Genomic DNA, 12,395 nt, shown 5'->3' with positions numbered 1-12,395 from the left:
AATCGAGTGAGCTGGGAACATCGAACGTCCAACATCGAATGATTGTACCCTTATTCAAAATTGGACGTTGGATGTTGAACGTTCGACGTTCTCCCCCTCTCTACTCCCCACTCTCGCGCGTAGCGTGGTCCGCGACGATGTCGCGTAGCACGTATTGGAGAATGCCGCCGTGGCGGTAGTATTCGACTTCGATGTCGGTGTCGATGCGCACGGTGAGCTCGACCGTTTGTGTGCTGCCGTCGGCTTTTTTGATTTCCATCGGCAGGCTTTGGCCAGGCTTCAAATCTTCGTTGAGACCGGTGATTGAAAAGGTTTCTTCGCCATTCAGGTCGAGGCTTTGAGCGTCGACTCCAGCGGGGAATTGGCAGGGCAGTACGCCCATGCCGATCAAATTGCTGCGGTGGATGCGTTCGAAGCTCTTGGCCACCACGGCGCGCACGCCGAGAAGGGCGGTGCCCTTGGCGGCCCAGTCGCGGGAGCTGCCCATGCCGTAGTCTTCGCCAGCGAGGAGGATCAGTCCGGTGCCACGTTGCTTGTATTGCTGGCAGGCATCGTAGATGTCCATCGGCTTTCCTTCGGGCATTAGCTTGGTGTAGCCGCCTTCTTTGCCGTCGGCCATCTGGTTCTTGAAGCGTACGTTGGCGAAGGTGCCGCGGGTCATGATACGATCATTGCCACGGCGGGAGCCGAAGCTGTTGAAGTCGCGCTTTTCCACGCCGTGTTCCTTTAGATAGCGACCGGCGGGGCCGTCTTCTTTGATCGCGCCTGCGGGCGAGATATGGTCGGTGGTGATCGAGTCGCCGACAATCGCGAGTGGACGCAGCTGGTTGAGGTCGGTGATTGTGCCGGGCTGCATGCCGAAGCCTTCGAAGAAGGGCGGGTTTTGAATGTAGGTGGAGTCGGCATCCCAGTCGTAGCTATCGCCGGTCGAAGATTGCACCGCATTCCACTCGGGGTTGGCATCGTCGAGTTCACCGTATTTGCTGCGAAACATCTCGGGTTTGAGGCCGGAGTGGACCAGGGCTTCGATCTCCTGGTTGCTGGGCCAGATGTCCTTCAAGTAGACAGGCTGGCCATTGTTGCCCATGCCGATGAGATCGTGAGTGAGGTCGATGTTGACGTTGCCGGCGAGGGCGTAAGCCACTACCAGAGGGGGCGACATCAGGAAAGAGGCTTTGAGCGCGCCATGCACGCGTGCTTCGAAGTTGCGATTGCCAGAGAGCACGGAGGCACCGATCATGTTGCCCTCCTTGAGGGCCGCTTCGATGGTGGGGTCCAGGGGGCCCGAGTTACCGATGCAGGTGGTGCAGCCGTAGCCGACCAGTTGGAAGCCGAGGGCGTCCAGATCATCTTGTAAGTCGGTCGCTTTCAGGTAGTCGGTCACTACGCGTGAGCCTGGTCCGAGTGACGTTTTGACCAGCGGGTTCACGTTCAGGCCTTTTTCACGTGCCTTGCGGGCGACGAGGCCGGCGGCGATCATGACTGAGGGGTTGGAAGTGTTGGTGCAGCTGGTGATGGCCGCGATCAGCACTTGGCCGTGGGCGATGGCCGGCAGGCTGGCAGGATCGTGCGTTTCGCCCACGCCTGGAGTCGCGGGGCGGTTGGCTACCATCTCGGTCTCGTTCATGGCGGCCCCTTCGTCTTCAGCGAGGTCGGTCACGCCGCCGGTGGGCTCATCGCGTCCGCCAGCGGCTACCGGTGCGGTCACGCGAGTGGTTTTGTCCAGTTCTTCGGGCGCGATGCCGAAGCCACCTTGCGCGGTGGGTGTTTGCAGTAGCTGAGTAAAGGTTTTTTTAAGCGCGGGTACTTCGATGCGATCTTGCGGGCGCTTGGGGCCCGAGACACAAGGCACGACAGTGCTGATGTCGAGTTCCAGATCGACGGAGTAGTCGATCTCGCCTTGCTTTGGAATACCGAATAGGTTTTGGGCTTGGTAGTAGGCTTTGATCTTCGCGATTTGCGCCTCCTCGCGGCCTGTGAGGCGCAGGTAGTCGAGTGATTTTTCATCGACGGGGAAGAAGCCCATGGTGGCGCCGTATTCCGGGGCCATATTGGCGATCGTGGCGCGGTCGGCCAGGCTGAGTTGGGCGGCGCCCTCGCCGTAGAACTCGACAAATTTGCCCACCACTTTGGCTTCGCGCAGCATTTGAGTGATGCGCAGCGTGAGGTCGGTGGCAGTGGTGCCTTCTAGTAGCTCGCCCGTCAGATGGACACCGACCACTTCGGGCGTTTGGAAGTAGACTGGTTGGCCCAGCATGCCGGATTCCGCTTCGATGCCGCCCACGCCCCAGCCGACAATGCCGAGGCCGTTGATCATGGTGGTGTGGGAGTCGGTGCCGACGAGTGTGTCGGGGTAGAGGATATCGTCTTTTTCGAAGACCACCTTAGCCAAGTGCTCTAAGTTGACTTGGTGTACGATCCCGATTGCGGGAGGCACAACACTGAAAGTGTCAAAGGCCTGTTTGCCCCATTTTAGGAATTGGTAGCGCTCCTTATTGCGGCTGAACTCAATCTTTAAGTTTTGTAGAAATGCGTTGGCTGTGCCTGAGCGGTCGACTTGTACCGAGTGGTCGACTACCAAGTCAACGGGCACTAGCGGTTCGATCAGTGCGGGATCCTTGCCGAGCGCGGCGACGGCATCGCGCATGGCGGCGAGGTCGACTAGCAGGGGCACGCCGGTGAAGTCCTGTAGCACCACACGCGAGACCACGAAGGGAATCTCTTTGCTGCTACGCTCGCTCGCGCTCCAGTTGGCAAGGGCGGTGACATCCTCTGGCTTGACCTTTTGGCCATCGCAGTTGCGCAGAACCGATTCCAGCACGATGCGAATGCTCACCGGTAAGCGGGAGATACCGCTTAGGCCCGCTTCGCTTTCGAGGGCGGGAAGGCTGTAGTAATGGGAGCCATTCAGCTCCTTGAGGACTTTAAATGGATCGTTCATAATGAATTAAGAACTACGATTCTGGGCGGATAACTTCGGCGAGCCGTAGAGTTTGCCGAAGTCCTATGGGAATGGGAGTAACTGGGGCAGTGTGGGGGCAAGATCTGCAGCACGACTGGGCGTGCTGCAGATCAGATAGTGTGGGTAAGTTGTGAATTACCCTCGCTAGCAAAGCTTATGCGAGTGCTGCTTTGATCGCATCAAAATTAGGCAAGTCGTGCGGATCTTCCGAAGATTCGCTGTAGATGATGACCCCCTTTTCGTCGATGACGAAGGCCGAGCGTTTAGAGACGCCCTTGAAGCCCAGCAGGTCGGCGTAGCATACATCGTAAGCCGTTGAAACCTCCTTGTTGAAATCGCTGAGTAGAGGGAATTTCAGGCCATCGACCTTGGCCATTTGCTCTTGGGCAAAAGGACTGTCGACGGAGATGCCATAAACGGCTGCATTTAAGTCGTTATAAGCGGTGATGCTGTCACTCACGTCGCACATTTCTTTCATGCAGACGCTGGTGAATGCCAATGGGAAGAAGAGTAGGACGGTCTTCTTTTTATCGAAATTGTCGCTCAATGTGACATCGGCGAGGCCTTCGTCGTTTTTAGTCTTAAGCGTGAAATCGGGTGCGGTCGTGCCAGTTGCAAGTGCCATGGTAGTCTCTATGTATTATTGTGTGATGAGTGTTGTGTAAGTATTACAAAATTATGATAGCTGCATTGCGATGTTTGTAAAGGGCTGCCTAGGATTGCTGCGGGGTTTTCTCTGCGATCAGCACGGCGGTCACGATGCATGCGCTGCCAACGAGGAGGCGTGCGAGTGCGCCGCTTTCTATTTGGGATATTTCCCCGAAGATGAATAAGGAGCTGGCCATCGCCAAGGGCACGACTGCGTTATTGAAGGCCGCCAGTGTGCCGGCACGGCAGAGCGCGGCGCCCTTATTCCAGAGAAAGAAGCCCAGGCCGGAGGCGACAAGTCCTAGGTAGAGCAGGACTTGTAATTGTTTGGAGCTAAGCTGTGTCTGCTCCCAGTCGCTCCACAGTGCGCAAGATAATACGGCGACGGCGATGCCGCCTACGTAAAGCAGGCCAAACACCTGTGAGTCTTTGGTCGTGGGATGGGCGCGTTTCCAGTCGCGGTAATAGACCTGGCCGAAGCCGAAAGCCAATCCTGCGATTTGCATCAATCCGAAGCCGATCCAGATCGAGCCGATAGAGCCAGACTTCGCTTTGATCACTGCCGCGCCCGCGATGGATAGCAGAGCAGCATAGAGGTATTTGCGGTGGAACTGACGTTGCCTGAGGTCGTTTATGGTCACCACATACAGCGGGGTGAGTATGGAGAATAGTGCCACTAAGTGTGAAGGAATATATTGGAAGGCTTTGATGTAGCTCACGTACATGACGCCAAACTGCACCGCGCCGCAGCCAATCAACTTTAAGTGGCTGCCTGAGGGCACCTTGGACCAGCGTAGGAAGGGGAGGAACGCTAAACCGGCGATGCTAAGGCGTATGGTGGCGACGAAGATGGAGTCGACTCCTAGCAGGGCATTGCCGATTAGGCCGAAGGAAAAGGCCCAAATGAGTGAGACGATTGTAAGGTAGATCATGGATGGGACTAATAAAAAAGCCCCGGCGAACCGGGGCTTTGATTTAATTTATTAAGGCTGTGTGGCCTTCCATCTATCTAGCTAACTTAGTTGCCTGTTTCTGGGCTAACTACGATGATGCTAGGGTCCTCGGGGGTAATAGCAGGTGCTGGGATGGTGGGAGTTGGATTGCCGCCTTCTTCGCTGCCTTCTTCACCTTCAGAACCTTCTTCTCCTTCGCCGCCTTCTTCACCTTCAGAGCCTTCGCCATCTTCTACTGCAGGTGCGTCGTCTGCTCCTGTGTCGTCATCGATTATGACTCTGATTTCGGATGGAACAATTGCTTTGACGACAGCTATGATAGCTTCGCGGTTCGGGTTGTTCTTAGATAAGCGGATTTTGATCGTTTTGGTTTGTGGGACCGTATCAGTTTTTTCGTTCGTGCCATCACCTTCTTCAGTGCCTTCGCCTTCAAATTCCTTCACTGCTTCATCGCTGTCGCCAAATAGGATATCTCCGCTAAATGTCGAAATGATGTCCACTGTGCCGTCGATGTTTGTGACAGACAAAGTGAAGTCTCCACTACGTGAGTCATAGCGCAGCGAGATAGAGAAGTATGTGCCGCGAATCGCTGCGGTGCCCAGTGGAGTCTTAATTCTGAAGTTGGAGCCGTAGCTGAGCTTCTTTACGTGTCCATCAATGTCGCCGTAGTTGAGTTCCAGTAGTGTTTGGGACTTGCTGGGGTCTGCTTGGAGCTGTTCATAGCTTTGGTTGCCACCAAAAGACTCTTGCTCCATCTTTGATATGTTAAGGCTAGAGTTTTGTTTAACTGTGACTTCGGATCCGTTCGAAAATACTAGTTTAGCAGAGCTTTTTGCAGTTGAGCTAAGAGAATCTCCTTCAGTCAGGATGTCGCCAACTTTCAAGGGCGTATTTTGGCCGTTGGGGGAGTATTTGGTGACTGTGCCTGTGAGCTCTAGCACCTTAGCGCTTGCCAAGCGAGCTGCTTGTGCTGAGATCGCGCTTAATGCGAGTAGGCATAGTATAGTTAGTGGAATTCGTAGAGTCTTCATAGCAGAGTTACGTTGTGTGTAGAGAGAAATGAACGCCATTACCTTGCGCGATATTTTGCTTCTTTCAAGCTTTTTCCCTGATCCTTGGAGAGGTATTCTACCTATTTTACTCAATTGTAGCGATTATTTGAGCTTTTCAGTTCTGGAGCATTGGGTTTGTCTGTGATTTATGACGAAATTTCGGCCCTGCATCGACCTGCACAATGGCAGTGTAAAACAAATTGTCGGCGGAAGCCTGAGCGCCGACGGTCACGGCTTGCTGACTAATTTTGAGAGTGATCAACCCGCCGCCTATTATGCGGAGCTCTACCAAAAAGATCAATTGCGCGGCGGACATGTGATTAAGTTGGGCCCCGGCAATGACGAGGCTGCACGCGAGGCGCTCGCAGCTTATCCGGGCGGCTTGCAGGTCGGCGGCGGTATACATCTTGAGAATGCGGCGGAGTGGTTGCAGGCTGGCGCGAGTCACGTGATAGTGACATCTTGGTTGTTTGATGCGCAGGGGCATTTCTTGCCAGAGCGTTTAGGGCAGTTGGTGGCAGAGCTTGGCCGAGAGCGCTTAGTCTTGGACTTGAGTTGCCGCGAGCAGGATCGGGGCTGGGTGGTCGCGATGAATCGTTGGCAAACGCCCACAGATTTGAATGTCGATAGCGCGAGCATTCAAGAGCTGGCTAATTACTGTGATGAGTTCTTGGTGCATGCCGCCGATGTGGAGGGGAAGTGCGAGGGCGTGGATGCGCGCTTAGTTGAGTTTTTGGGGCAGCATAGTCCGATCCCAGTTACCTATGCGGGCGGGGCCAATGCATTTGAGGACCTCGAGACAGTCAACCGCCTGAGCGCAGGTCGAGTCGACCTAACTATTGGCAGTGCGCTTGACTTGTTTGGCGGTTCACAGATTCGCTATACGGATTGTGTCAATTGGAATCGAGGCACTTGAGTTTCGCATGAACTCGTAGACAAACGCGTTGGACAAAGCAACGGTGATGTCTACTATCGAGCTTACTTATGAAAATACAGCGTGTCGCGATGGCGATGATTATCGTCTTTTTGACCTTCTATTTGCTCTATTTAGGGCAGACTTTGTTGTTACCGCTCGTTATTGCGGGAGCGGTCGCTTATTTGATTAGTATTTTGGCGCACGCCATCGCTTCACCGAGCCTGCATGGCTTTTCTGTCCCTAAGCCGATTGCCATGATATTGGCGATTGGGATCATTTTACTTTCTTTGTCTTATTTGGTGCAGTTGATCACGGTGAACATTAAGAGTGTGATTGAGGTGGCTCCAGTGTATCAGAAGAACCTCGAAGCGTTGATTTATAAGGGCTATCGGCTCTTTGGTGCGGAAGAGGTGCCTAATATTCGCGAATTTCTGAACCAATTAGATTTTGGTGCCTATTTGCAGAGCTTTGGGGCGACGGTGCGTGCTCTGGTCAGTAGCATGGGCATTATTACGGTTTACTTGATTTTCCTACTCTTGGAGCAACGCACGTTCGGCGATAAGATGAAGGCGATCATTCGTCATCCCGAACGGCAGAAGGATGCCTTTGAGTTGATTGATAAGATGCGTTCGGATATACGCAGTTATGTGGGGATCAAAGTGCTCACCAGCGCGTCGACTGGATTGATTAGTTATTTTGTGCTTAAGATCGTAGAGGTGGATTTTGCGAGTTTCTGGGCGGTGCTGATCTTTTTGCTCAATTTCATTCCTACCATCGGCTCGATTATTGCCACCGCATTTCCATCAATGTTAACACTGGTACAGTTTGAGACGCTGGGGCCCTTCATCGTTACGGTTTCGGTTTTGACGGCAGTACAATTTTGTATTGGTAGTTTGCTGGAGCCGAAGCTGATGGGGAATCGTCTTAATCTCAGCCCGATTGTCATTTTGCTTTCACTGGGCTTATGGGGCTCAATTTGGGGGATTCCAGGGATGTTTCTCTGTGTGCCGATTACGGTGATTATTATGATCGTTTGCTCGTATTTTCCTGCGACTCGTCCGGTGGCGATCTTATTGTCGGGTAATGGAGAGGTTGTTAGTGGTGTAAAAAAAGAAGTGCTGGAGTCTTAGGAGTTCCGACTCCTATTGACAGCGCGGATGCGCTGCTTTTCTCTCCCTTTCCTACCACATATTACTACTATCATTGATCCTACCCTATGAAGAAATTACTAGCCGCTAATCGCAGCGAGATCGCTGTACGTATCTTTCGCAGTGCAACCGAACTGGGCTATCGCACTGTTGCCGTCTATGCGAATGAAGATCGCTTTGGCGTGCACCGCTTCAAGGCGGATGAAGCGTATCTGGTGGGTAAAGGGCAGGGCCCCGTGGCGGCTTATCTGGATATCCCGAGCATTATCGATTTGGCGAAGAAGAAGGGCGTCGACCTGATTCATCCCGGTTATGGCTTCCTTTCGGAAAACGCTGATTTTGCGCGTGCCTGTGAGGAAAATGGTCTGACCTTTGTCGGCCCCAGCGCGGAGCTTTTGGGACGCATGGGTGACAAGATTGAAGCGCGTAAGATTGCGGAAAAGGCAAAGGTGCCGACCTTGCCAGGCACGCAGGACCCCATTAGTGATCGCGACGAAGCAGTCAAAATCGCGAAAAAAGTGGGCTTTCCGTTGATCATTAAAGCGGCCTTTGGTGGTGGCGGGCGCGGTATGCGCGTGGTGAAAGATCCTAAGGATTTAATTCCGCTGCTGGACGAAGCACAGGGCGAGGCAGGCCGCGCTTTTGGAAATGATGCGGTCTTTCTTGAGCGCTATATTGGGCGCGCGAAACACATCGAAGTTCAAATCTTGGGCGATAAGCAGGGCAACGTTGTGCACCTGCACGAGCGCGACTGCTCGGTGCAGCGTCGTCACCAAAAGGTCATCGAGATCGCACCCTCGGTGGGCCTTCCTGATGATGTGCGTAAAGACCTCTGCGATGCGGCCGTCAAGATCGCCAAGTCCATTGGCTACTACAATGCCGGCACTGTTGAGTTCTTGTTGGATCTGGATACTCACGAGTGGTTCTTCATCGAAATGAACCCACGCATTCAGGTGGAGCACACGGTGACGGAGGTGATTACTGGCATCGATATCGTGCGCACACAGTGCCTCATTGCTCAGGGGTATAGTCTCTTTAGCGACGAGATCGGCATCCCTGCGCAAGAGGATGTGCCACGTAACGGTTACGCCATCCAGGCTCGCATCACCACGGAAGACCCTGAGAAAAATTTCGCACCTGATTACGGTAAGATTGTCAACTACCGCAGTGCCGCCGGCCTGGGCATTCGCCTCGACGGCGCCATGGGCGATACCGGGGCTGTGATTACTCCCTTCTACGATTCCTTGCTGGTCAAGCTCACTGCTTCCGCGCGCACCTTTGAGCTCGCGATCCAGCGTATGGACCGTGCGCTGCGTGAGTTCCGTATCCGTGGCGTGAAGACTAATATCCCCTTCATTGAGAACGTCATTCACCACGATACTTTCCTCACTGGGGAGGCCATCACGACGTTGATCGATACCACGCCGGCGCTCTTTAACTTCAGCCGCCGCCGTGACCGTGCCACCAAGCTACTTAAGCTGCTCGGGGAGACCATCGTTAATGGCAACGATCAAGTGAAAGGCCGTCCCGTGCCGCTGATGGATTTGCCTGTGATCGTTCCTGACTACGATCCCAAGCAGCCTAAACCCGCGGGCACTAAGGACTACCTGACCAAGCACGGCCCCGAGAAATTTGCCGAGTGGACGCGTAAGCAAAAGCGCCTATTGATCACCGACACCACCATGCGCGATGCGCATCAATCACTGCTGGCCGCACGCATGCGTAGCTCAGATCAGCTGGAAGTTGCCGACGCGATCGCACAACACGGTGACAAACTCTACAGTCTCGAATGCTGGGGCGGTGCCACCTTCGACACGTCCATGCGCTTCCTGCATGAGAATCCATTCAAGCGCTTGCGTCGTTTGCGGGAACGCATCCCCAATATCTGTTTTCAGATGTTGCTGCGCGGCGCCAACGGGGTCGGTTATTCCAATTATCCGGACAACGTCATCCGTGGCTTCATCAAGCACTCCGCTGAGTGCGGCATGGATATCTTCCGCGTCTTCGATTCGCTCAACTACTTGCCGAACCTCAAGGTCGCGATGGACTCGATTCGCAAGGATACCAATTCCGTGTGTGAGGCTACTATTTGCTACACCGGCGATATCCTCAACGACGACCGCGACAAATACACCCTCGAGTATTACGTCCAAATGGCCCAAGAGCTGGAGAAAATGGGTGCTCATATCATCGCGCTCAAGGACATGTCCGGCCTCTGCCATCCGCACGCAGCCTATAAACTGATCAAGGCCCTGCGCGCTGCAGTGGCGCTGCCAGTGCACTTCCACACGCACGACTCCAGCGGTATCGCCGGTGCGTCTATTATCAAGGCAGCCGAAGCAGGCGTTGACGCGGTCGACCTTTCGATCGCGTCGCTCTCCGGACTCACCGCACAGCCCAACCTGAACTCGATTATCAACGCCATGCGCGGCGATAAACGCGATACCGGTCTGGATCAAAAGTTCTTCGACGACCTCTCCATCTACTGGGAGGCGATTCGCCAATACTACGAGCCTTTCGACACCAGCCCCAAGTTTGGCAGTGCCGAAGTTTATCGCCACGAAATGCCAGGCGGTCAATACACCAACCTGCGCGAGCAAGCCCGCGCCCTCGGCCTCGGCGCACGCTGGCCGGAAGTGGTGCGTTACTACCACGAGGTCAACGAAGTGCTCGGCGACATTGTCAAAGTCACACCGTCTTCCAAAGTTGTGGGCGACTTATCCATGTTCCTGCTGACCAAGGGCGTTGAGCCCAAGGATATGGTCAACCTCGAGCCCGGCACTGCATTTCCTGAGTCGGTGGTCGACATGCTCTCCGGTGGCCTCGGCCAACCCAAGGGCGGCTGGCCCAAGGATGTGCAAAAGGTCGTGCTTGGTGATCGCAAACCTTACAAAGGCCGCCCCGGCGCCCGTGCCGAAAAAGTCGATCTCGCGGCGACTCGCGAAGAGGTCAAGGCGATCACTAAGCGCAGCGAATGCAACGACGATGATCTCTACGCATACCTGATGTATCCACAGGTCTTCAAGGATCTGGTCAAATATATCAACGAGTATGGGCACGCCCGCGTGTTGCCGACTCCCGCGTTCTTCTACGGTCTCAAGCCCGGCGAGGAAATATCGGTCGAGATCGAAGAGGGCAAAGTGCTTATTATTAAACTCATCTACGTCAGCGAGCCTGATAAAGAAGGCCTGCGCACACTCACCTTCGAGCTCAACGGCCGTGCCCGTGAGTGTGTCATCAAGGACCACTCGATTCAGTCCGAGACTAAGCGCCGCGTCAAAGCCGACTCTGCGGACAAGATGCAAGTCGGTGCACCCATCCCTGCGATGGTGAGTGCAGTGACAGCTACCGTGGGCCACAAGGTGAAGAAGGGCGACAAGCTCGCTATTCTGGAAGCCATGAAGATGCAGACGACCGTCTACGCACTCGCCGACGGCATCATCGATCAAGTCGAAGTTCAGGCCGGCGACCAGGTCGAAAGTAAGGACCTCTTGGTCAAGTTACGCTAGTCGTCGGATCCGTCGTAGTTTTTCAGCAGCCCCTGTATCGCGCATCGCGGTCAGGGGCTGTTTTGTGTGAGCGGGCTGGCACGACGCGACCGTCTAAACCGTCTACGCTCTCCGAGCTACGCCGTGTCAAGAGACGGAACTCCAACCTTTTAGGCACAGAATCAGTCCAGCCTCTTAGGTAAAAGGCTCTGCGCCGTGCGCTTGCAATGGCGCTTCGCATCTCATTATACTCTCGTGACTTCAATTGCTGTAAGCCTTAAAACAACGAAACATTCATGGAGCCCAAGACTGTCGATTACCAGAAGCGCATATGCTGCGCGATGAATTTTATCAGCCAGAATCTTGAGCGTGAGCTTTCACTGGAGGAGATCGCGGCGTCTGCTTCCTTTTCTGCCTTTCATTTTCACCGTATATTTAAGGCCTCCGTTGGTGAAACGGTTGCTAGCTTTACGCGTCGTCTACGACTGGAATCCGCGGCCAGTCGTTTGATTGCTACGCCGGGCGGTGATATCACCACCATCGCGATAGAGTGCGGCTTCTCTAGTTCGCAGAATTTTGCGAAAGCCTTTCGTAAGCACTTTAGCCTTAGCCCCACCGAGTATCGTCATAGCAAGATTGGACACAGGCTCAGCAAGAACGAAAACGCATCTCTTTTCCAAATTAGGTATGATGTAGATTCAGTCACAAAGAATCTATCCAAACTAACGAAGAAAATGAAAATGAATACAGAAGTTAAAGTTCTACCTGAATCTGAAGTTGCCTATGTCCGCCGGATGGGGGCCTATAGCAAAGAAACCTGCCAGCCGGCATTTATCGAATTAATGGAGTATGCGGGACCTCGCAATTTAATCGCTCCCGGTAAGATGCTGGCAATCTATTGGGACAACCCCGAGGTCACGCCGGCGGAGAAATGCCGTTTTGATGCCTGCATCATGGTGCCCGCTGGCACCGCCGCAGAGGGGAAGGTCTGTATTCAGACAATCCGTGGAGGCTCCTATGTGGTGCATCATGCCGAAGTGACGGAGGATGCATTTCAGCAGGCCTGGCAAGATGCCTTTGTCTGGCTGTGCGATAGCGGATTCGAGGCCGGAGATGGCCCTTGCTTTGAGCTCTATCAGAATAATGGAATGGAGCACCCCGAGGGGAAGTGGTTGGTCGACATCTGTATCCCACTCAAAGAAAAAGTATAACTAATCTAATGAGAGCT

The 12,395-nt window shown here is 54.1% G+C and carries 8 protein-coding genes; 4 read left to right on the top strand and 4 right to left on the bottom strand.

The window, feature by feature from the left end; translation table 11 throughout:
* Nucleotides 1-100: 100 nt before the first annotated feature.
* The 4 genes from QEH52_RS09555 to QEH52_RS09540 all read right to left on the bottom strand — a co-directional run bounded on the left by QEH52_RS09555 (nucleotide 101) and on the right by QEH52_RS09540 (nucleotide 5,594).
* Nucleotides 101-2,941, bottom strand: coding sequence for an aconitate hydratase (locus QEH52_RS09555; RefSeq protein ID WP_308950016.1), 2,841 nt, complete (start codon nucleotides 2,939-2,941; stop codon nucleotides 101-103).
* A 175-nt stretch (nucleotides 2,942-3,116) separates the two neighbouring features.
* Nucleotides 3,117-3,587, bottom strand: a complete 471-nt coding sequence (locus QEH52_RS09550; RefSeq protein WP_308950014.1) for a redoxin domain-containing protein — start codon at nucleotides 3,585-3,587, stop codon at nucleotides 3,117-3,119.
* Nucleotides 3,588-3,675: 88 nt separating this feature from the next.
* A complete protein-coding gene (locus QEH52_RS09545) occupies nucleotides 3,676-4,542 on the bottom strand; it encodes an EamA family transporter (RefSeq protein ID WP_308950013.1) in 867 nt (288 codons plus the stop codon).
* Between the two features lie 86 nt (nucleotides 4,543-4,628).
* The gene (locus tag QEH52_RS09540) at nucleotides 4,629-5,594 is read right to left on the bottom strand and encodes a FecR family protein (RefSeq protein WP_308950011.1); all 966 of its coding nucleotides are present in this window, start codon (nucleotides 5,592-5,594) and stop codon (nucleotides 4,629-4,631) included.
* A gap of 169 nt (nucleotides 5,595-5,763) precedes the next feature.
* Between QEH52_RS09540 and hisA the strand changes: the two genes are divergently transcribed.
* From hisA to QEH52_RS09520, 4 genes are all read left to right on the top strand, one after another.
* Nucleotides 5,764-6,531: a phosphoribosylformimino-5-aminoimidazole carboxamide ribotide isomerase gene (gene hisA, locus QEH52_RS09535; RefSeq protein ID WP_308950010.1), complete on the top strand. Its 768-nt coding sequence runs from the start codon at nucleotides 5,764-5,766 to the stop codon at nucleotides 6,529-6,531.
* A 68-nt stretch (nucleotides 6,532-6,599) separates the two neighbouring features.
* The gene (locus QEH52_RS09530) at nucleotides 6,600-7,661 is read left to right on the top strand and encodes an AI-2E family transporter (RefSeq protein WP_308950008.1); all 1,062 of its coding nucleotides are present in this window, start codon (nucleotides 6,600-6,602) and stop codon (nucleotides 7,659-7,661) included.
* Between the two features lie 86 nt (nucleotides 7,662-7,747).
* On the top strand, nucleotides 7,748-11,188 hold the full coding sequence (locus tag QEH52_RS09525; protein WP_308950007.1) for a pyruvate carboxylase: 3,441 nt from the start codon (nucleotides 7,748-7,750) through the stop codon (nucleotides 11,186-11,188).
* Between the two features lie 320 nt (nucleotides 11,189-11,508).
* Nucleotides 11,509-12,378: an AraC family transcriptional regulator gene (locus tag QEH52_RS09520; protein WP_308950005.1), complete on the top strand. Its 870-nt coding sequence runs from the start codon at nucleotides 11,509-11,511 to the stop codon at nucleotides 12,376-12,378.
* Nucleotides 12,379-12,395: the final 17 nt, after the last annotated feature.

It is taken from the genome of Thalassobacterium maritimum, assembly GCF_031127805.1.
Classification (GTDB): domain Bacteria; phylum Verrucomicrobiota; class Verrucomicrobiia; order Opitutales; family Coraliomargaritaceae; genus Thalassobacterium; species Thalassobacterium maritimum.
The sequence above is the reverse complement of the archived record's forward strand: the minus strand, read 5'-3'. Positions and strand labels throughout refer to the sequence as shown.

Bases quoted from the DNA above. Each gene is read 5' to 3' on its own strand.
- QEH52_RS09530 (WP_308950008.1), top strand. From the start codon at position 6,600: ATGAAAATACAGCGTGTCGCGATGGCGATGATTATCGTCTTTTTGACC.
- hisA (WP_308950010.1), top strand. From the start codon at position 5,764: ATGACGAAATTTCGGCCCTGCATCGACCTGCACAATGGCAGTGTAAAA.
- QEH52_RS09545 (WP_308950013.1), bottom strand. From the start codon at position 4,542: ATGATCTACCTTACAATCGTCTCACTCATTTGGGCCTTTTCCTTCGGC.
- QEH52_RS09520 (WP_308950005.1), top strand. From the start codon at position 11,509: ATGAATTTTATCAGCCAGAATCTTGAGCGTGAGCTTTCACTGGAGGAG.
- QEH52_RS09555 (WP_308950016.1), bottom strand. From the start codon at position 2,941: ATGAACGATCCATTTAAAGTCCTCAAGGAGCTGAATGGCTCCCATTAC.
- QEH52_RS09540 (WP_308950011.1), bottom strand. From the start codon at position 5,594: ATGAAGACTCTACGAATTCCACTAACTATACTATGCCTACTCGCATTA.
- QEH52_RS09550 (WP_308950014.1), bottom strand. From the start codon at position 3,587: ATGGCACTTGCAACTGGCACGACCGCACCCGATTTCACGCTTAAGACT.
- QEH52_RS09525 (WP_308950007.1), top strand. From the start codon at position 7,748: ATGAAGAAATTACTAGCCGCTAATCGCAGCGAGATCGCTGTACGTATC.